Consider the following 19,257-nt stretch of genomic DNA (forward strand, 5'->3'; position numbering starts at 1 on the left):
CGGCGTCAGACCGCCATGTTGTCCGCGAGCTCGTCGCTCAGGTTGGACTCCGTGCCCGCGATGCCCAGGTCCTGAGCCCGCTTGTCGGCCATGGCGAGCAGGCGGCGGATGCGGCCCGCGACGGCGTCCTTCGTCAGCACCGGGTCGGCGAGCGCGCCCAGCTCCTCCAGGGAGGCCTGCTTGTGCTCCATGCGCAGGCGTCCGGCGGCCGCGAGGTGCTCCGGCACCTCGTCGCCGAGGATCTCCAGGGCGCGCTGCACACGGGCCCCCGCTGCGACGGCCGCACGGGCCGAGCGGCGCAGGTTCGCGTCGTCGAAGTTGGCCAGGCGGTTGGCGGTGGCTCGCACCTCGCGGCGCATCCGCCGCTCCTCCCAGGCGAGCACCGACTCGTGCGCCCCGAGCCGGGTGAGCAGCGCGCCGATCGCGTCACCGTCACGTACGACGACGCGGTCCACGCCCCGCACCTCGCGGGCCTTGCTGGCGATCTGCAGCCTGCGCGCGGCGCCGACCAGCGCGAGCGCCGCCTCCGGGCCCGGGCAGGTCACCTCGAGGGAGGAGGAGCGGCCGGGCTCGGTGAGCGAGCCGTGTGCGAGGAACGCCCCGCGCCAGGCCGCCTCGGCGTCGCAGGTGGCCCCCGAGACCACCTGCGGCGGCAGACCCCGGATGGGACGGCCGCGGCCGTCGACGAGACCCGTCTGGCGGGCCAGCTGGTCGCCGCCCGCCACGACACGGACCACGTAGCGCGAGCCGCGCCGCAGGCCGCCGGGGGCCATCACGATCAGCTCCGAGCTGTGCCCGAAGATCTCCAGGATGTCCCGCTTGAGCCGCCGGGCGGCCATCGCGGTGTCCAGCTCCGCCTCGATCACGATGCGGCCGCTCACCAGGTGAAGGCCGCCCGCGAACCGCAGGATCGCCGAGACCTCTGCTTTTCTGCAGCAGGTCCGGGTGACGGGGAGCCGGGAGATCTCGTCCTTCACCGCTGCCGTCATCGCCATGGGCCGATCCTTCCATGCATCCGAAAAATACGGTCGTACGCGGCTGCCAGGAGCTCCGGGTCGTGCCTCGGAGTCCCGTCGGGCCGGGCCACCGGCGCCAGCTCGACCGTGGCACCGAGCCGCTTGGCGGCATCGGTCAGTGACTCACGGTCGGGCACGGCGGCCTCGTCGGCCAGCACCACGTCCAGGGCGAGTTTAGGGGCGTGTCGGGCCAAAACCTCCAAATGACGCTGCGGAGAGAACCCTTCGGTTTCTCCCGGTTGCGGCGCGAGGTTGAGCGAGAGGACCTTGCGGGCCTTCGTCTGGGTGAGCGCGTCGAGCAGTTCGGGGACCAGCAGGTGCGGGATCACCGAGGAGAACCAGGAGCCGGGGCCGAGCACCACCCAGTCCGCGTCGAGCACGGCGGCGACCGTCTCGGGGACCGCGGGCGGGTCGTGCGGGACGACCTGGACGGACTGGACCTCGCCGGGCGTGAGCGCGACCGTGGCCTGCCCGCGCACGGTGTCCACGTCGTCGGGGCGCTCCGGGTCGTGGCCCTTGACCAGGGCCTGGAGCTCCAGCGGCACGGCCGACATGGGCAGCACGCGGCCCTGCGCGCCGAGCAGCCTGCCGACCAGGTCCAGCGCCTGGACGTGGTCGCCGAGCTGCTCCCACAGGGCGACGATCAGCAGATTGCCGACCGCGTGCTCGTGCAGGTCGCCCTTGGACTGGAAGCGGTGCTGGATGACGCGGGACCAGGTCTGGCCCCAGTCGTCGTCGCCGCAGAGCGCGGCGAGGGCCTTGCGCAGGTCACCGGGCGGCAGCACGCCGAGCTCGTCGCGCAAGCGGCCGCTGGAGCCGCCGTCGTCGGCGACCGTGACGACGGCGGTGAGGTCACCTGCTCCGGTGATGCGGCGCAGCGCGGCGAGCGAGGCGGACAGGCCCATGCCCCCGCCGAGCGCGACCACCTTCGGCTGGGCGCCCCGCTTGCGGCCCAGTCGGCTCAGGCGGACGCTCCGGCGGTGCGGCGTCATTCGCGCCCCATGTCCCGGTGGACGATGACCGTCTCCACACCCTCGGACACCAGGCGCGCCGCGAGCTTCTCCGACATGGCGACGGAGCGGTGCTTGCCGCCGGTGCAGCCGACCGCGATCGTCACGTACCGCTTGCCCTCGCGGCGGTAGCCCGCGGCGATGAGCTGGAGCATTTCCGCGTACCTGTCGAGGAACTCCTTGGCGCCGGGCTGGTTGAAGACGTACGCCGCCACCTCCTCGTTGAGGCCGGTGTACTGGCGCAGCTCGGGGACCCAGTGCGGGTTCGGCAGGAAGCGCATGTCCACGACCAGGTCGGCGTCGACCGGCAGGCCGTACTTGAAGCCGAAGGACATGACGGTGGCCCGCAGCTCGGGCTCCTCCTCGCCCGCGAACGAGGCGTCCATCTTGGCGCGCAGCTCGTGCACGTTCAGGCTGGAGGTGTCGATGACCAGGTCGGCGTCGCCGCGCAGCTCGCGCAGCAGGTCGCGCTCGGCCGCGATGCCGTCGACGATGCGGCCGTCGCCCTGCAGCGGGTGCGGGCGGCGGACCGATTCGAAGCGGCGGACCAGGGCGTCGTCGGAGGACTCCAGGAAGACGATGCGCCGCGTGACGTTCTTCGACTCCAGCTCGGCGAGGGAGTCGCGGAGGTTGTCGAAGAACCGCCTGCCGCGCACGTCGACGACGACCGCGATGCGGGCGACGTTGCCCTGCGAGCGGGCGCCGAGCTCCACCATGGTGGGGATCAGCGCGGGCGGCAGGTTGTCGACCACGAACCAGCCGAGGTCCTCCAGGCACTTTGCCGCCGTGCTGCGTCCGGCACCCGACATGCCCGAGATGATCACCAGCTCGGGGATCGCGGCGTCCGGGACGGCCGGCGTCTCGTTGGGCGTGCCCGCACTCACTTGTTCTCCACCTTCGTCGTGCTCGCTCATGTCTCCTGCCCCCGTCGTTCTTCCGGGGTGCCCGCGGTCACGGGCTCCCCGCTCTCATTCTCCCCGGGCCCGCCCTCGGCGGGCGGCTCCCGGTCGTCGTCGGCCGCGGCGAACGGCTCGTCGTCGTCCAGGATCTCTCCGGTGGTCACGTTGACCGCGGGGGCGGCGGGGGCCGCCTGGGCGAGGGCCACCGCGATGGCCTCGGCCGTCTTGCGGCCCACTCCCGGCACCTCGCAGATCTGGTCGATTGTCGCGGATCGCAGCCGCTTCACCGAACCGAAGTGCTTGATCAGCGTACGTTTCCGGGCATCGCCTAGGCCGCGGACCTCGTCCAGCGGCCCGGCCTTGAAGCGCTTGGCCCGCTTGGTGCGCTGGTAGGTGATGGCGAAGCGGTGCGCTTCGTCACGTACCCGCTGGAGGAGGTAGAGCCCTTCGCTGGTGCGCGGCAGAATGACCGGATCGTCCTCGTCGGGGACCCAGACCTCTTCCAGGCGCTTGGCCAGGCCGCACACCGCGATGTCGTCGATGCCGAGCTCGTCGAGGGCTCTCTTGGCCGCGGCGACCTGGGGCTGTCCGCCGTCCACCACGACGAGCTGCGGCGGATACGCGAACCGCTTGGGCCGCCCGTCCTCCTCGGTGGGGCCGTTGTCCGAGACCTCGCCGGTCTCCTCGTCGACCCATCCCCAAGCTCTCGACTCCGCTCGACCAGGGGAGACCCCATCCCCGCTCCGCTCCTTCTCCGCGACGTAGCGCCGGAAGCGGCGTGTGATCACCTCGTGCATGGAGCGGACGTCGTCCTGGCCCTCGAAGCCCTTGATCTGGAAGCGGCGATACTCGCTCTTCCTGGCGAGGCCGTCCTCGAAGACGACCATCGACGCCACGACGTCGTCGCCCTGGAGGTGCGAGATGTCGTAGCACTCGATGCGCAGCGGGGCGCTGTCCAGCTCCAGGGCGGCGGCGATCTCCTCCAGCGCGCGCGAGCGCGTGGTCAGGTCGGAGGCGCGCTTGGTCTTGTGCAGGACGAGGGACTGCTGCGCGTTGCGCGCGACGGTCTCCATGAGGGCCTTCTTGTCGCCGCGCTGCGGGATGCGCAGCGAGACGTTCGCGCCGCGGCGCTCGGTCAGCCACTCCTGGACCGGCTCTATGGGGTCGGGCAGCGCGGGGACGAGCACCTCCTTGGGCACGGCGTCGCCGCGCTCCTCCCCGTACAGCTGCTGGAGGGCGTGCTCGACGAGGTCGCCGCTGGTGACCGCCTCGACCTTGTCGGTGACCCAGCCGCGCTGGCCGCGCACGCGCCCGCCGCGGACGTGGAAGATCTGCACGGCGGCCTCCAGCTCGTCCTCGGCGAGGGCGATGAGGTCGGCGTCCGTGGCGTCGGCGAGGACGACGGCGCTCTTCTCCATGGCCTTCTTGAGGGCTTCGATGTCGTCGCGCAGGCGGCCCGCCCGCTCGTACTCCATCTCCTCGGCCGCGTCCGTCATCTGCCGCTCCAGGCGGCGGATGTACGTGCCCGTGCGGCCCGCCATGAAGTCGCAGAAGTCCTCGGCGAGTTGGCGGTGGTCCTCGGGCGTGATGCGCTCCACGCAGGGCGCCGAGCACTTGCCGATGTAGCCCAGCAGGCAGGGGCGGCCGGTGCGGGCGGCGTTCTTGAACACACCGGCGGAGCAGGTCCGGACGGGGAAGGCGCGCAGCAGCAGGTCGACCGTGTCGCGGATCGCCCACGCGTGGCCGTACGGACCGAAGTAGCGCACGCCCTTCTTCTTGGCGCCGCGCATCACCTGCACGCGCGGGAACTCCTCGTTCATCGTCACCGCGAGGTACGGATAGCTCTTGTCGTCGCGGTACTTGACGTTGAACCGGGGGTCGAACTCCTTGATCCAGGAGTACTCCAGCTGCAGCGCCTCGACCTCGGTGGTGACGACCGTCCACTCGACGGAGGCCGCCGTGGTCACCATGGAGCGGGTGCGGGGGTGGAGACCGGCCAGGTCCTGGAAGTAGTTGGCCAGGCGCTGGCGCAGGCTCTTGGCCTTCCCGACGTAGATCACCCGGCGGTGCTCGTCGCGGAATTTGTAGACCCCCGGGGCGTCGGGGATCTGTCCCGGCTTGGGGCGGTAGCTGGAAGGGTCGGCCATGTCGGACAGCCTACTGGCGGCCGCTGACAGTACGGGTCAGCGAGCGGGGCGACCGGCGCGGACGGTGATCACGTCGCCGGGTTCGAGACGGTCGTGGAGCGTGCGGGCGTCGTCGGGGCGCAGGCCGATCCAGCCCTTGGTGACGTCCATGGTCCCCGGTGCCTTCTCGTTGTACGTCAGCGCGACGACGTAGTTGGTGCCGCCGTCGGGGGTGCGCAGCTCGACGACCCAGGGCAGCGTCATGTCGTACTCGCCGGGGCCGAACTCCGCCGCGGGCATGCGCTTGTGGGGGTAGGTGGCGACGACCGTCATCCGGCCGGTGGGGGTGGGGTGCGCGGCGGTGCCCGCGGATACGGGCAGCTGACGGCCGTCGAGCGTCATCCGGTGCCGGGACAGGTCGACCGTGGCGGCGGGGCGGCGGGCGCTCTCCGTGGCGACGGGCGCCGGTTTCCGGTGCGGGCGTTCATCGTCGGAGCCGGAGCCGGTCAGGAGCCCGGCCACGACGGTCACGGCCACGGCCGCCGTGACGAGGGTCGCGCCCGCGGCGGCGGCACGGCGGCGGCGTCCGCGGGCCGTGGCACGGCGGCGGATCTCGGCGCCGGGCACGGGAGGCGGCGTCCGGTGGTCGGCCGCCAGGTCACGGAGCGCGGAGGTCAGGTCATCGGACACGGCCACTCTCCTTCGCGCTCTGCCCGTCGCCGTCGTCGTCGCGTGCGCCGCCGCCCGAGCCCGGTCCGTCCCGCTCGGCGGACAACTGCGCGGCGAGCGCCGCCCGGCCGCGCGAGAGGCGGGCCTTGACCGTCCCGACGGGCGAGCCGGTCTCGGAGGCTACCTGCTCCACACTCAGGTCGCACAGGTGGTGCAGCACGACGGCGGTGCGCTGCGCCTCCGGGAGGGTGCGCAGCGCCTGCACCAGGGCGGTGTGTTCGGGTCCCGGTCCCGGGACCCGGTCGGCGGGCGGGTTCTTGCGCACGAGGTCCAGCCAGCGCCGGGCCCGGCGCCAGCGGCTCACCGCGAGGCGCAGGGCGACGGTACGGATCCAGGCCTCGGGGGCCTCGTCGGCGAGGAAGCTCTGGCGGCGGTCCCAGGCCCGTACGAACGCCTCCTGGACGACGTCCTGCGCTTCGCCGTGATCACCGATGAGCGCGTACAACTGGCCGACCAGACGCGGGAAGGCGGATGCGTAGAACGCATCGAACTCGTCCTCCGTCATGCCCCCGCGCCCCCGTCCGGCCCACCGGATCACGTGATCTGAAAATTCCCGCACCTGGTGTGCAACCCGCCGCCTCCCCCGTGCGTACAGGTCGCGTCTATCGAAACACAGCCCAGGGGGACCGATGACCACAGGAATGACGACGACCAGGCGCGCCACGCGCGCGTGGGGAGCCGCGGCGCTCTGCTCGCTCGCGCTCGCGGGGTGCACCGCGCAGGGCGGGGCCGACCAGAGCCGGGGATCCGCCCCGAAGCCCGGGGCGACCGCGGCGGACCGCGCGTCGTCCGCGCGGCAGAAGCCGCAGCGGCCCACGGCGAGGCCCGCCCCCGATCCCGCCGCCCTCAAGGGCGTGCGGATCAATGTCTCCAACGGACAGACCGTCGGTGTCGGCATGCCGATATCGCTCACCTTCGCCCGTCCGGTGCCGGTGGCGGAACGGGCCGCGGTCGAGCGGCGCCTGAAGGTGGCGACCGACCCGGGTGTGACGGGCTCGTGGAGCTGGGTGCAGGACCGCAACCTGCCCGAGGGCCAGCGCGTCGACTACCGGCCGCGCGAGCGGTGGAAGCCCGGTACGGAGGTCACCGTCCGGGCGGGGTCCGGGACCACCCGGACGTTTGAGGTGGGCCGTTCCCTCGTCGCCACCGTCGACGTGCGGACCCACACGATGACGGTGGTGAAGGACGGCAGGCCGCGCGAGGTGAAGGTGACGGCGGGCGCCCCGGGCATGGACACCTGGAACGGCACCATGGTCGTCCTCGACAAGCAGTCCCGCGTGCTCATGGATTCGCGGACCGTGGGCTACGGAAAGGCGTACAAGGACTATTACAACTACGCGGTGCACCTGACGGCTTCGGGTACCTACCTGCACGAGAACCCGAACGCGAACGCCACAGCGGGCGAGAGCAACGTGACGCACGGCTGCATAGGCCTCGCCACCGACGGGACCGCAAGGCGCTTCTACGAAGAGGTCATCCCCGGCGACATCGTGCGGGTCGTCGGCTCCAAGGAGACCGTGGCGGCGGGCAACGGCTACGGCGGCTGGAACGTCGGCTGGAAGCAGTGGCGCGCGGGCAGTGCGCTGAACTGAGGGCCGAAGAGAGGCCAGGAGGGGCCAGGAGGGGCCAAGAAGGGGTTGATGGAGCGGCGACCGGCGTCCCGGCCGCCGCTCCCCCGGGTCAGCCTCGCTGCCGGGCGCCGCGGCGCCGGACGAGCGCCGCCCCGGAGAGGCCGAGGGCGACCAGCGCCCCCGCGCCCGCCAGCGAAGAGGCGACCGTGACCGGGCCCCCGGCGGACGCGGCCGGACCCGTCCCGGGTTCGTCGTAGCCGCCCGCCTTGCCCGACTTCGCATACGCGGAGCCCGGCAGCTTGTCGGCGTACGCCTTCCGCACGCGCTCGCGGTAGGCGGCGACCGAGGTTCCCTCCGCACCCACGGCACGTATCGCGTCCTTGTCGAGGGGCAGCACGCGCGCGTGGGCATCGTCCCCGCCGCCTTGGACGTACCAGGCGTTGATCTGCGGCTCGTGGAAGACGGTGCCTCCGGGGAGCTTCTGCGCACCCACGCGCGCGTAGTGGGTCTCGTCGTCCCCGGTGGCGATGTTCACGACCTGCCAGGAACCGCCCCGCTCGACGGTCCAGAGGGAGGCCTCCTGGCCGTCGGAGGAGACCGCCTTGCTGGCGAGGAACTCCAGGCTGGCGATGGGTGCGCCCTTCTTGCCCGCGACGAAGTCCGCGGAGAGGTAGTACACGGGCACGGCCTTGCCCTCGACGCGCGGGTCGGCCGCGGCCTTGGTGACCGCTCCTTCCCTGGCGAAGAAGCGGGAGAGCGTGTCGAGGGTCTTCGGCGCCCCTGCCACCCGGTGCGCGGCGTCCCGGGATGCCGCCGAGGGTGCGGCGGGGCGGGAGTCCGCGGAGGCCGCCGGGGCCGCGAGGCCGAGGAGCAGGGTGGCGGCGGTGCCCGCGAGGGCGGCCCTGACCAGGTGGCCGGGGAGGTGGCCGGAGAGGTGGCGGGGAAGGTGACGGGTCATCGCGCTCACGCCCCGATCCGGTAGAGCGAGTGGGTCCAGGAGAAGGTGTTGTTGTCGATGTACCAGTCGTGCGAGGCCCAGTTGTAGCGGTCGTTGGAGGGCCAGGGATCGCCCCAGTAGACCCAACTGCTCGCGTCGTCGTAGCCGTAGAGGACGTGCATGTGGCCGCCGCCGTTGGACCACTGGATGCGGGTCTCGACCGGGCGGCCCGCGTCGATCTCGGCCTTCACGGTCGGATAGCGCAGCCAGCCGGTGACGTACGAGCCGGAGTTGATGCCCGCCCAGCGCAGACCGTTCTGCACATTGCCGAGGGTGGCCTGGTTGTTGGGGCACTCGGTGTTCTGGTTGCGCCCGAAGGCGGCGTTGCAGAACTGGTTCTGGCTGTAGTTGCGGCCCAGGAAGGTCGCGATGGTGTTTCCGGCCGCGGCCCAGCACCAGTTGGTCTTCTGCTGGGCCTGCATGGTGATGTTCAGCCGCTTGGCGGCGAGGACGGACGGGTCGGCGGCGTTCTTGGCCGTGGTGGCCCTGGTGGCCGTGGTGGCATTGGCGGTGATCGCGGTCGCCGTGCGGGCCTCGGGCGCGGCCGACAGGGCGGGGGCGGGGTCGAGCGGGGCCGCCGTGGCCGTGGCCACGGGCGCGGCGAACAGGGCCGCCGTGACGACGGCGAGCGCGGAGAGGCGTCTCCGCCTGCCGACGCTGCCGCTCCTGCTGTGTGGTGGGCGCATCGCGTTCCTCCCGTGCGGGGTGGGGTGTGGAGGAGCGCGTCCGGACGCTGCGATTGAGCATCAAGTGTTGTCGGGTGCAGGTCAACACGCTTCAATGCGGGATTACTTGAGGCGTGAACGGCGGCGTACGGATGTGAACGCGAGCCGCGCGTCCACCTGGCAGCCCGCCCCCACCGGCGCGAACGCCGGAACGCAGATGTGAACGTTCACAGAAGGAGCCCGCTTTGCGGCACGGCACACCACTCGCGGCGGAACCCGAGCCCGATGCGCCGGCGGACCTGGAGGCCGCCCTGCGCACCGGCCCCTTCCACCTCGCGCTGCGCACCGCCATCGCCGCGCGGCGCCTGCCCCTGCAGCGCATACGTCACCATCTGGTGCGGCACGGCGTCAACGTCGGGGTGACGAGCCTCAGTTACTGGCAGCAGGGCGCCCGCCGCCCCCAGCGCGCCGAGTCCCTGCGCGCCGTACGCGCCCTGGAGGAGATACTCCAGCTCCCGGAGGAATCACTCATCCGGCTGCTCGTGCGGCCCGCGGACCGTGCGGACCGGGCGCGGCCCGCCGCCCGCTCGTACCGCTCCCTGGTGGAGGCCTCCGACGTGCTGCGGTCCCTCCTGACCGACCTCGGCTCGCCGGTCGACGGCGGACTGCACACCATCGGCCACCACGAGCGGGTGCGGATCGGCGCGGAACGCGAGCTGCTCGGCCGCGAGTCGCAGCACATCGTGCGCGCCCACCGGGACGGCGTGGACCGCTATGTGGCCATCCACCACGGCGACCCCGGGTGCGCCCCGGACCGCGTCCGGGTGCTCGCCCTGGAGAACTGCCGCACGGGACGGGTGCGCTGGCACCAGAAGACGGGGGTGCTGGTCGCCGAACTGCTCTTCGACGCCCGGCTGCGCGCGGGCGACACCCATCTGTTCGGCTACGGCTTCGAGGACGGCACGGCAGGGGCCGCCACCGAGTACATGCGCGGCTTCACCTACGCGGGCGGCCAGTACGCGCTCCAGATCCGCTACGACGAGGGGGCCCTGCCCGTACGCTGCCACCGCTTCACACAGCACTCGGCGGCGGCCCCGCGCGGCGGGCGGCAGGAGCTGACGCTGAGCGGCAGCCACCGCTCGGTGCACGTGGTCGAGCCGCAGGTGCGGGCGGGGATCCTGGGGATCGCGTGGGACTGGGAGTGAGGCTCTGGGCGTGCGACTTTGGGAGTGCGACTTTGGGGGTGTGGCCCGTCCCTCGGCCTGTTCAGGCCTTCTTCGCCGGGCCCGCGATGATCTTGCCGTTCGCCACCTTCACCGGCACTTCCGGCAGCGGCTCGACGGCCGGCTCGTGCAGCACCTTGCCGTTGGTGGCGTCGAACTGGCTGCCGTGACACTGGCAGATCAGCTTGTGCCCCTCCAGGTTCTGGATGGGGCACCGCTCGTGGGTGCAGATCGTGCTGTACGCCTTGTACTCGTCGTCGGAGATCCGGCTGACCACGACGTTGCTGTCCTTGTACAGCTTCGAGGCGCCCACCTTCACGTCGTCGGCCTTCCCGAGGTCCACCGGCGCGGTCGGCGCCGACCGGTTCGAACCGTCGCCGGAGGAGCAGGCGGTGAGCCCGAGTCCGACGGCCGGGGCGAGAGCGGCGGCCCGCAGCACGGTGCGGCGGGCGTGGGGCGTGCCGGACATGGTGTCTCCACAGGTCAGGAGGGCATCGGTGACGGATCAGACCATACCGGTGCACCGCGCCGAGACCGGGTCGGGCACGACCGTGCCCGAGTCCTGCCCGGTTCCGCCCGCCGCGCCGCGCACGGCCTAGCCTGAGCCCGGCGAGCCCACCCGGACGGTGCCTGAGAGGAATGACCCGTGATTGTCGTCGCAGGAGAGGCCCTGATCGACCTCGTGCCGCAGGGCGTGCCGCAGGGAGCGGACGGCGGGCCGCACGGAGGCGGAGCCGGTGACGCGGGGCTGCCCGCGCTCGCGCCGCGCCTCGGCGGCGGCCCGTACAACACCGCCGTGGCGCTCGGCAGGCTCGGCTCCCCCGTCGCCTTCTGCTCGCGCGTCTCCCGGGACGCGTTCGGCGAGGCGCTGCTGGACGGACTGCGGGCGGCCGGAGTCGACGTGACGCCCGTGCGGCGCGGCCAGGAACCGACGACGCTCGCCGTCGCCTCGATCGGCGCGGACGGCTCGGCGGGGTACTCCTTCTACGTCGAGGGCACGGCCGACCGGCTCTTCGAGGCGCCCGACCGGCTCCCCGACGGCGTACGGGCGATGTCGTTCGGCACCTGCTCGCTCGTCCTGGAGCCGGGCGCGACTGCGTACGAGGAGCTGATGCGGCGGGCGGCGGCGGACGGCGTCTTCACGGCGCTCGACCCGAACGTACGCGCCGGTCTGATCCCCGACCCGGACGCCTACCGCGCCCGGTTCAAGAGCTGGCTGCCGTCGGTGACGCTGCTCAAGCTGTCGCAGGAGGACGCCGACTGGCTCGGCGGCACCCCGCACGAGTGGCTGGCGTCGGGGCCCGCGGCCGTGGTCGTCACGCACGGCGGAGACGGTCTTGCGCTGTACACGCGGGACGGTACGGAGCTGCGCGTGCCCGGCGAGAAGGTCGACGTGGTCGACACGATCGGCGCGGGCGACACCGTCAATGCGGCGCTGCTGCACGGCCTTTGCGCGCGGGACGCGCTGTCGCCCCAGGGGCTGGCCGGTCTCGGCGCGGAGGGCTGGACCGGCGTCCTGCGGTTCGCGGCGCGGGCGGCGGCGCTCACCTGCTCCCGGGCGGGCGCGGAGCCTCCGTACGCATCGGAACTCGCCTGACCGCTGCTCCGCCGACCGGCGGACGTGCCGTCATGCCGTCATGCCGTCATGCCGTCAGCCGTTCACGACGTGCAGGCCGCCCGGTCTGCGGCCGGTGAGCCGGTCCAGGGCGGCCGAGGTGGCTCCGTCGGCCGGGAGGTAGACGATCAGGCGCTGCGGGTCGATGTCGGGCAGCGCGAGCGTCTCATACTCAAGGCGGAGCGGGCCCGCCTCCGGGTGGGTGATGCGCTGGACGCCGCTGCGGCGGGGCAGCACGGGCGCACCGGCGAGGCGGTCGGCGAACGGCGCGCCCGCGTCGACGGTCAGCTCGTCGGTGAAGCCCCGCACATGGGAGTCGTCGAGCATGGACTCGGTCTTGAGGTGCCCGACCAGGTCGTCGGCGAGGCGCTCCCACTCGGGGTAGGCGGCACGGGCCCGTTCGTCGGTGAAGGCGTACCGGGCGAGGTTGGGCCGCTCGCCGTCCAGGATGCCGAGGGGTTCCGCGATCCGCCGGTAGCCCGTCGTGCAGGCCAGCACGTCCGCGAGGCGGTTGAGCAGGACGGCGGGCGTGGGCTCCAGGCTGTCCAGGATGGCGCGCACGGTGGGCCGGACCGACTCGGCAGGTGCGACGGCCGACGGGCAGCAGGTGGCCGCGCCGCGCTCCTCCTCCAGACGGCGCAGGTGGATGCGCTCCTCGACCCTCAGGTGCAGCGCGTCGGCGAGCGCGCCGAGCACCTGGGCGGACGGGTGGCGGTCCCTGCCCTGTTCGAGCCGGGTGAGGTACTCGACGCTGATTCCGGCGAGGGTCGCGACCTCGGAGCGGCGCAGGCCCGGTGTACGGCGGCGGGGGCCGCTGGGCAGTCCGACCTCGGTGGGTGTGATGGCTTCCCTGCGCGCTCGCAGGAAGGCGCCCAGCTCGTTCTCGCTCACGACTCGTTCTCGCTCACGACTCGTTCTCGCTCACGGTGCGAACGTATCAGCGGTCCCGGTCCGGATCGTGGCCCTGTCACTACCAGCCTCGGCTCGGCCTCCCTCCCGGCCGGGACCCGCCGCAAGGTGGGCACATGACTCTTAAGACGACCGACACGTCCCGCTCCGCCGCACCCGCGCTGCCCCTGGCCGCCGGGGTCTGGGAGATCGAGCCCCTGCACTCCGCGGTCAACTTCGCCATCCGCCACCTCGGCATCTCCAAGGTGCGCGGCCGTTTCACCGATGTGCAGGCCGAGCTGGTGGTGGGTGAGCGGGCCGAGGACTCCTCGGTGACGGCCACCATCGCGCTCGCCTCGATCGACACGGGCAACAAGGACCGGGACGGGCACGTGCTCAGCTCGGAGCTGCTCGACGTCGAGAAGCGGCCCACGATGACGTTCCGTTCGGCACGGATCGCGGGCGCGGACGAGGAGTGGGTCATGGAGGGCGCGCTGACCATCGGCGAGGTGACCAGGCCGGTGACGCTGGCCGTGGAGTTCGGGGGCGTCGAGATCTTCCCCGGTCAGGAGCGCAGGCACGCGGGGTTCGAGGCGACAGGCGAGATCCGCCGCAGCGAGTTCGGGCTCGACTTCGCCCCGGGGCTGCTCGGCGAGGTCGTGAAGATCCAGCTGGACATGCAGTTCCTGGAGCCTGCGGAGGCTGCCGCGAAGCGGTGAGCACACGGTGGTGCGGCGTCAGGCAGTACTGCGGTAGGCGGTATCGCGGCACGGCGCCGCCGTCAGCGGCCGTTGAACGCCCCGTGCCGTCCCGCCCCCGCGGCGAAGCGCGCCGCCCCCTGAGCCGCCTCGGCCAGGGAGTGCAGGCCATGGGCCAGCTCACCCGCCATCGCTTCCTCTTCGGACCGGCCGCCCTGTTCGAGTACGGAGAGCCGGTCGCGCCGCATACAGGTCTGCGGGAACGCGGCGATCTCGGCAGCGAGCCGCTCGGCCGCGGCACGCGAGGTGCCCGGGGGCACGGTCCGGTTGACCAGGCCCATCCCGAGCGCCTCCGCGGCGCCGACGGGGCGGCCGGTCAGGATCAGGTCCAGGGCGCGGCCCTCGCCGATCAGCCGGGGCAGCCGCACCGTCCCGCCGTCGATGAGCGGTACGCCCCAGCGTCTGCAGAACACCCCGAGGACGGCGTCCTCGTCGGCGACGCGCAGATCGCACCAGAGTGCGAGTTCGAGGCCGCCCGCGACGGCGTGGCCGGAGATCGCCGCGATCACCGGCTTCGACAGGCGCATCCGGGTGGGGCCCATGGGGCCGTCCCCGTCCTCGGTCACTCTGTTGCCGTCCGGGGTGCCGATGGCCTTGAGGTCGGCACCCGCGCAGAAGGTGCCGCCCTCGCCCCACAGCACGGCGACGGCGGCGTCCGGGTCAGCGTCGAAGGCGCGGAAGGCGTCGGCGAGGGCGCGGGCGGTGGGACCGTCGACGGCATTTCGCGCGGTGGGGCGGGACAGCACGATGGTGGTGATGGGGCCTGCGCGTTCGCTGCGTACGGGCATGGGACAAGCCGACCACGGGAACGGGGCGCCGGACAAGGTGTGTTCGGGCCCCCGCTCCCCGTACGCGCGGAGCGCCCCGCCCCTGGTAAGGGGCGGGGCGCTCCGTCCATGGACCCCGGTCGGGTCCCCGGTGCGTGGCGGCGGTCAGGCCTTGCGGGCCCTCGTCGTCTTCTTCGCGACAGCCTTCTTGGAGGCGGCCGTCCTGGCGGCGGCCTTCTTCGTGGCGGTCGGCTTCTCCGTGGCCGCCGTCTTCTTGGCGGCGGTCCCCGTCCTGGCGGTGGCCGTCTCCTTCGTGGCCGTGGCGCTCGCCGCCACCACCTTCTTGGCGGCGGCCTTCTTCGCGGGAGCCTTCTTGGCGGGTGCCTTGTTCGCGGCCGCCTTCTTCGCGGTGGCCTTCTTGGCGGCGCCACGCCCCTGCGAGGGCAGCGCGTCGCTGATCCGGTCCGCCGAGATGATGTCCCGCAGGAACTTGCCGGTGTGGCTGGCCGGTACCCCCGCGACCTCCTCGGGCGTGCCCTCGGCGATGACCCAACCGCCGCCGTTGCCTCCCTCGGGGCCCATGTCGACGACCCAGTCCGCGGTCTTGATCACGTCGAGGTTGTGCTCGATGACGATGACCGTGTTGCCCTTGTCGACCAGGCCGGAGAGGACCGTGATCAGCTTGCTGATGTCCTCGAAGTGCAGACCGGTGGTCGGCTCGTCGAGGACGTACACGGTCCGGCCTGTCGACCGCTTCTGGAGCTCGGAGGCCAGCTTCACGCGCTGGGCCTCGCCTCCGGAGAGCGTGGGCGCCGACTGGCCGAGGCGCACGTAGCCGAGGCCGACGTCGTTGAGCGTCTTCAGGTGACGGGCGATGGCGGGCACGGCCTCGAAGAAGGCGAGCCCCTCCTCGATCGGCATGTCGAGGACCTCGGCGATGGACTTGCCCTTGTAGTGCACGTCCAGCGTCTCGCGGTTGTAGCGCGCGCCGTGGCAGACCTCGCACGGCACGTACACGTCCGGGAGGAAGTTCATCTCGATCTTGATCGTGCCGTCACCGGAGCAGTTCTCGCAGCGACCGCCCTTGACGTTGAAGGAGAAGCGCCCGGGGAGGTAACCCCGCACCTTCGCCTCCGTGGTCTCCGCGAAGAGCTTGCGGACGTGGTCGAAGACTCCGGTGTACGTCGCCGGGTTCGACCGCGGGGTGCGGCCGATGGGCGACTGGTCGACGTGCACGACCTTGTCGACGAGGTCATCGCCCTCCACACGCGTGTGTCGTCCTGGAACGGAACGGGCGCCGTTCAACTCCCTTGCCAGGTGCGTGTACAGGATGTCGTTCACGAGCGTCGACTTGCCCGAGCCTGAGACGCCCGTGACCGCGGTGAGGACGCCGAGCGGGAAGGAGACGTCGATGTCCTGGAGGTTGTTCTCGCGGGCGCCGTGCACCGTGAGCTGCCGGGACGGGTCGGCCGGGCGGCGCAGGTCGGGGACCGGGATGACCCGCTTGCCCGACAGGTACTGCCCGGTGATCGACTTGTCGTTGGCGAGCAGCTCCTTCATGGAGCCGCTGTGCACGACCTTGCCGCCGTGCTCGCCCGCGCCGGGACCGATGTCGACGACCCAGTCGGCGACCTTGATGGTGTCCTCGTCATGCTCGACGACGATGAGCGTGTTGCCCATGTCGCGCAGGCGGACGAGGGTCTCGATCAGGCGGTGGTTGTCGCGCTGGTGGAGGCCGATGGACGGCTCGTCCAGGACGTACAGCACGCCGACCAGGCCGGAGCCGATCTGGGTGGCCAGGCGGATGCGCTGGGCCTCGCCTCCGGAGAGGGTGCCCGCGGCGCGGTTCAGCGAGAGGTAGTCCAGGCCGACGTCGACCAGGAACCTCAGCCGTTCGTTGACCTCCTTGAGGACGCGCTCGGCGATCTTCTTGTCGCGGGCGCCCAGCTTCAGCTCGGCGAGGAAGTCCGCGCAGTCGCTGATGGACATCGCGGAGACCTCGGCGATGGACTTCCCCATGACCGAGACGGCCAGGACGATCGGCTTGAGGCGGGTGCCCTCACAGGTGGGGCAGGGCACCTCGCGCATGTACCCCTCGAAGCGCTCGCGGCTTGCGTCGCTCTCGGCTTCGCTGTGGCGGCGCTTGACGAAGGGGACGGCGCCTTCGAAGGCGGTGGTGTAGACCCTCTCCCGCCCGTACCGATTGCGGTAGCGGACTTCGATCTGGGTCTTGTGGCCGTTGAGGAGGGCCTTCTTGGCGCGCTGCGGGAGCCCGGCCCAGGGCATGTCCGTGGAGAAGCCGAGGGCGTCGGCGAGGGCTCCGACGAGTCGGCCGAAGTACTCCTTGGTGTGGCCGTGCGACCAGGGGTGGATGGCGCCCTCGTCGAGCGACTTGTCCTCGTCCGGGACGATCAGCTCGGGGTCGACCTCCATGCGCGTGCCGATGCCGGTGCAGTCCGGGCAGGCGCCGAAGGGCGAGTTGAAGGAGAAGGAGCGGGGCTCCAGCTCCTCGAAGGACAGGTCGTCGTACGGGCAGTAGAGGTGCTCCGAGTACATCCGCTCGCGCTCGGGGTCGTCCTCGGGGAGGTCGACGAAGTCGAGCACGACCATGCCGCCGGAGAGGCCGAGGGCGGTCTCCACGGAGTCGGTGAGGCGGCGCTTGGCGGAGTCCTTCACCGTGAGGCGGTCGACGACCACCTCGATGGTGTGCTTCTCCTGCTTCTTGAGCGTGGGCGGCTCGGAGAGCTGAATCGTCTCGCCGTCGACCCGCGCGCGGGAGTACCCCTTCGTCTGGAGGTCGGCGAAGAGGTCGACGAACTCGCCCTTTCGCTCGCGGACCAACGGCGACAGGACCTGGAAACGGCTGCCCTCGGGCAGTTCGAGGACCTTGTCGACGATGGCCTGCGGCGACTGCCGGGAGATCGGGCGGCCGCACTCGGGACAGTGCGGCTTACCGATGCGCGCGAAGAGCAGGCGCAGGTAGTCGTATACCTCGGTGATGGTGCCGACCGTCGAGCGCGGGTTGCGCGAGGTCGACTTCTGGTCGATGGAGACCGCGGGCGAGAGTCCCTCGATGAAGTCGACATCGGGCTTGTCCATCTGGCCCAGGAACTGTCGGGCGTACGAGGACAGCGACTCGACGTACCGCCGCTGGCCCTCGGCGAAGATCGTGTCGAACGCGAGCGAGGACTTGCCCGACCCGGAGAGTCCGGTGAACACGATGAGGGAGTCACGCGGGAGGTCGAGCGAGACGTTCTTGAGATTGTGCTCGCGCGCGCCACGGACGATGAGACGGTCGGCCACGCCGGTCCGCACCTTTCTTGAGAGAAGAGACAGGGGGCAGAACCCCCGTCGTTCACAGACTAGGGCGAGCCACTGACAACGCCGGGCTGCTTCCCTGGTTCCACCTACACAACAAACCCGGACCTTCAAGAATGCCCGATGCCGTCCTCGACCATATAGCACGTGTATTCGATTTGAGGGCGGGTTCGGAGCCCTTCACCCGAACGTGTGGCACAGCTATCGTCGACCGCATGATTGATCATGTGCGCGACCTGGCGTCTGTACGTGACGCGACCGACCGACTGCTCAGCGCAGCGGCAAAACTGAACAACGATTCGACTGCCGAGCCGTCACGGCTTCCCGGCTGGAGCCGCGGCCACGTCCTGGCCCACATCGCGCGGAACGCGGACGCGCTGGTGAACGTCCTCGCCGGGCGCCCGATGTACGAGAGCGCGCAGGCGCGCGACGGGGACATCGACCGGGATGCGCCGCGGCCGCTGGACGCGCAGCTGGCGGACGTGCGCGAGAGCGGGGCCCGCTTCCTGGCCGAGGGCGAGCGCCCCGCCGACTGGTCCCGCACGGTGGAGCTGCGCAACGGCATCACCGACTCCGCGTCCCGGGTGCCCTTCCGGCGCTGGGTCGAGGTGGAGCTGCACCATGTGGACCTCGGCATCGGATACGACCTGGAGGACCTGCCCGAGGAGTTCGTGCAGCGGGAGATCGCGTTCCTGACGGCACGCTTCTCAGGGAACCCCGACGTCCCGCCCACCCTGCTCACGGACGGCACGCACGCGTGGAGCACCGGCCGGGAGGGTCATCCCGAGATCACCGTCTCCGGGACCCCGCCCGAGCTGGTCGGCTGGCTGGCGGGTCGCCGTGACGGCTCCGCGCTCACGGCCGAAGGGGGCCTCCTTCCGTCCCTGCCCCCGCTATAGGCTGACGCACATGACGTACAGCGGAGCGGTGAAGGTCGGCGGGCCCGCGGATGTGCACGAGCTGCCGGACCTGATGATTTCGAAGGTCGCGGTCGGGCCGATGGACAACAACGCCTACCTGTTGCGCTGCCGGGCCACCGGCGAGCAGCTGCTGATCGACGCGGCGAACGACTCCGGGACGCTGCTGACGCTGATCGGTGACGACGGCATCGCGTCCGTCGTCACCACGCATCAGCACGGCGACCACTGGCAGGCCCTGGCCGCCGTCGTCGGGGCCACCCGCGCGCGGACGTACGCGGGCCGCGAGGACGCCACCGGCATCCCCGTCCCGACGGACGTCCTGGTGGACGACGGCGACACGGTCACGGTCGGCCGCGTCACGCTGACCGCGCGGCACCTGGTGGGCCACACCCCGGGTTCGATCGCGCTGGTCTACGACGACCCGCACGGCCACCCGCACGTGTTCACCGGCGACTGCCTCTTCCCGGGCGGCGTCGGCAACACGTGGAAGGACCCGAAGGCCTTCGCGAGCCTCATCGACGACGTCGAGACGAAGATCTTCGGGACGCTGCCGGACGAGACGTGGGTCTACCCCGGCCACGGCGGCGACACGACGCTCGGCGCCGAGCGGCCGCATCTTGCCGAGTGGCGCGCGCGGGGCTGGTGAAGCGGAACGGGTGACCTAGGTGTATTGACCCGCGGGGTTGTTGACGCGGGTGATGGGTGGGTGGCCGCCGAGTGCGGTGTGGCTGCGGTGGTGGTTGTAGGTGTGCAGG

General features: G+C 71.7%; 18 protein-coding genes. 6 read left to right on the top strand and 12 right to left on the bottom strand.

All coding sequences use genetic code 11. The features are described 5' to 3' along the window. Positions 1 to 5 precede the first annotated feature (5 nt). From whiA to AC068B_RS37025, 6 genes are read right to left on the bottom strand one after another with little or no spacing between them, the layout of a single operon-like run. Entirely contained in the window at positions 6 to 995 is a 990-nt protein-coding gene (gene whiA, locus AC068B_RS37000) for a DNA-binding protein WhiA (RefSeq protein ID WP_356264173.1), read from the bottom strand. Then, on the bottom strand, positions 986 to 2,008 hold the full coding sequence (locus tag AC068B_RS37005) for a gluconeogenesis factor YvcK family protein (protein ID WP_478675867.1): 1,023 nt from the start codon (positions 2,006 to 2,008) through the stop codon (positions 986 to 988). The genes whiA and AC068B_RS37005 overlap by 10 nt, the downstream gene beginning before the upstream one ends. Further along, a complete protein-coding gene (rapZ, locus tag AC068B_RS37010) occupies positions 2,005 to 2,940 on the bottom strand; it encodes an RNase adapter RapZ (RefSeq protein WP_468560487.1) in 936 nt (311 codons plus the stop codon). The genes AC068B_RS37005 and rapZ overlap by 4 nt, the downstream gene beginning before the upstream one ends. After that, on the bottom strand, positions 2,937 to 5,072 hold the full coding sequence (gene uvrC / locus AC068B_RS37015) for an excinuclease ABC subunit UvrC (RefSeq protein WP_478675868.1): 2,136 nt from the start codon (positions 5,070 to 5,072) through the stop codon (positions 2,937 to 2,939). The genes rapZ and uvrC overlap by 4 nt, the downstream gene beginning before the upstream one ends. 36 nt (positions 5,073 to 5,108) lie before the next feature. Continuing rightward, positions 5,109 to 5,741: a L,D-transpeptidase gene (locus AC068B_RS37020; protein ID WP_478675869.1), complete on the bottom strand. Its 633-nt coding sequence runs from the start codon at positions 5,739 to 5,741 to the stop codon at positions 5,109 to 5,111. After that, positions 5,731 to 6,285: a SigE family RNA polymerase sigma factor gene (locus AC068B_RS37025; RefSeq protein WP_478675870.1), complete on the bottom strand. Its 555-nt coding sequence runs from the start codon at positions 6,283 to 6,285 to the stop codon at positions 5,731 to 5,733. Before AC068B_RS37025 ends, AC068B_RS37020 begins: the two co-directional genes overlap by 11 nt. 124 nt (positions 6,286 to 6,409) lie before the next feature. Here AC068B_RS37025 and AC068B_RS37030 point away from each other — a divergent pair, with 124 nt between their 5' ends. Beyond that, positions 6,410 to 7,372: a L,D-transpeptidase gene (locus AC068B_RS37030; RefSeq protein WP_478675871.1), complete on the top strand. Its 963-nt coding sequence runs from the start codon at positions 6,410 to 6,412 to the stop codon at positions 7,370 to 7,372. An 88-nt stretch (positions 7,373 to 7,460) separates the two neighbouring features. Here the strand turns inward: AC068B_RS37030 and AC068B_RS37035 are convergent, their stop codons facing one another. Together AC068B_RS37035 and AC068B_RS37040 are read right to left on the bottom strand one after the other, a co-directional pair. Then, the gene (locus AC068B_RS37035) at positions 7,461 to 8,309 is read right to left on the bottom strand and encodes a hypothetical protein (RefSeq protein WP_478675887.1); all 849 of its coding nucleotides are present in this window, start codon (positions 8,307 to 8,309) and stop codon (positions 7,461 to 7,463) included. 5 nt (positions 8,310 to 8,314) lie between these two features. Then, entirely contained in the window at positions 8,315 to 9,034 is a 720-nt protein-coding gene (locus AC068B_RS37040; RefSeq protein WP_478675872.1) for a papain-like cysteine protease family protein, read from the bottom strand. Between the two features lie 224 nt (positions 9,035 to 9,258). Here AC068B_RS37040 and AC068B_RS37045 point away from each other — a divergent pair, with 224 nt between their 5' ends. Then, complete coding sequence (locus AC068B_RS37045; RefSeq protein ID WP_478675873.1) at positions 9,259 to 10,218, top strand: hypothetical protein; 960 nt, start codon at positions 9,259 to 9,261, stop codon at positions 10,216 to 10,218. A gap of 61 nt (positions 10,219 to 10,279) precedes the next feature. On the opposite strand, the gene AC068B_RS37050 is transcribed toward AC068B_RS37045, so the two are convergent. Beyond that, positions 10,280 to 10,705 carry a QcrA and Rieske domain-containing protein gene (locus tag AC068B_RS37050; protein WP_478675874.1) on the bottom strand — a complete coding sequence of 142 codons (426 nt, stop codon included), beginning with the start codon at positions 10,703 to 10,705 and terminating at the stop codon, positions 10,280 to 10,282. 177 nt (positions 10,706 to 10,882) lie between these two features. Between AC068B_RS37050 and AC068B_RS37055 the strand changes: the two genes are divergently transcribed. Then, positions 10,883 to 11,833: a carbohydrate kinase family protein gene (locus AC068B_RS37055; RefSeq protein WP_478675875.1), complete on the top strand. Its 951-nt coding sequence runs from the start codon at positions 10,883 to 10,885 to the stop codon at positions 11,831 to 11,833. 54 nt (positions 11,834 to 11,887) lie between these two features. Here the strand turns inward: AC068B_RS37055 and AC068B_RS37060 are convergent, their stop codons facing one another. After that, the gene (locus AC068B_RS37060; RefSeq protein WP_478675876.1) at positions 11,888 to 12,742 is read right to left on the bottom strand and encodes a helix-turn-helix domain-containing protein; all 855 of its coding nucleotides are present in this window, start codon (positions 12,740 to 12,742) and stop codon (positions 11,888 to 11,890) included. Positions 12,743 to 12,876: 134 nt separating this feature from the next. On the opposite strand from AC068B_RS37060, the gene AC068B_RS37065 reads away from it, so the two are divergent. Then, the gene (locus tag AC068B_RS37065; RefSeq protein ID WP_478675877.1) at positions 12,877 to 13,458 is read left to right on the top strand and encodes a YceI family protein; all 582 of its coding nucleotides are present in this window, start codon (positions 12,877 to 12,879) and stop codon (positions 13,456 to 13,458) included. A gap of 62 nt (positions 13,459 to 13,520) precedes the next feature. On the opposite strand, the gene AC068B_RS37070 is transcribed toward AC068B_RS37065, so the two are convergent. Together AC068B_RS37070 and uvrA are read right to left on the bottom strand one after the other, a co-directional pair. Continuing rightward, positions 13,521 to 14,285 carry a crotonase/enoyl-CoA hydratase family protein gene (locus AC068B_RS37070; protein WP_478675878.1) on the bottom strand — a complete coding sequence of 255 codons (765 nt, stop codon included), beginning with the start codon at positions 14,283 to 14,285 and terminating at the stop codon, positions 13,521 to 13,523. A 144-nt stretch (positions 14,286 to 14,429) separates the two neighbouring features. Next, entirely contained in the window at positions 14,430 to 17,567 is a 3,138-nt protein-coding gene (gene uvrA, locus AC068B_RS37075) for an excinuclease ABC subunit UvrA (protein WP_478675879.1), read from the bottom strand. 230 nt (positions 17,568 to 17,797) lie between these two features. Between uvrA and AC068B_RS37080 the strand changes: the two genes are divergently transcribed. Beyond that, positions 17,798 to 18,481, top strand: a complete 684-nt coding sequence (locus tag AC068B_RS37080; protein WP_478675880.1) for a maleylpyruvate isomerase family mycothiol-dependent enzyme — start codon at positions 17,798 to 17,800, stop codon at positions 18,479 to 18,481. A gap of 10 nt (positions 18,482 to 18,491) precedes the next feature. After that, on the top strand, positions 18,492 to 19,148 hold the full coding sequence (locus AC068B_RS37085) for an MBL fold metallo-hydrolase (protein WP_468560457.1): 657 nt from the start codon (positions 18,492 to 18,494) through the stop codon (positions 19,146 to 19,148). Positions 19,149 to 19,257: the final 109 nt, after the last annotated feature.

The organism is Streptomyces sp. NPDC042371, assembly GCF_056437465.1.